This is a genomic window from Gemmiger formicilis (assembly GCF_018784445.1).
In the GTDB taxonomy this organism is placed as follows: Bacteria; Bacillota; Clostridia; order Oscillospirales; family Ruminococcaceae; genus Gemmiger.
In genome coordinates this window covers 1-251 of record NZ_WQOH01000040.1, presented here as the reverse complement: position 1 = coordinate 251, position 251 = coordinate 1, and the positions used below count along the sequence as shown (strand labels likewise).

1 protein-coding gene is annotated in these 251 nt (G+C 30.3%); it reads left to right on the top strand.

Going from position 1 to position 251, the window contains the following annotated elements; genetic code table 11:
* Positions 1-219 (top strand): hypothetical protein (locus GPK89_RS11525; protein WP_215693296.1); only part of this gene is annotated, 219 nt, incomplete at its 5' end.
* Between the last annotated feature and the right edge of the window lie 32 nt (positions 220-251).

The window sequence follows — 251 nt, the reverse complement described above, 5'->3', positions numbered from 1 at the left end:
AAATCGGAATTTGAAAGGAGAAAACTCATGTATCCGTTAATATCTGTTTTTATTATAGTAGTTGGTGCGCTACTATTGGTTTTTGCAAATAAAATTATAAAAAATAACAAGGTTAATCGAATTGGCATTAAAGTGGTTGGCGGTATTCTAATTATAGTTGGTTTACTTCTGCTGTATTTTTTATTATCAGGAAAATTGACATTGCCATTATCTAAGTAAGTGAAATTCCAGTTTGTAAGGATAAGCGGGTA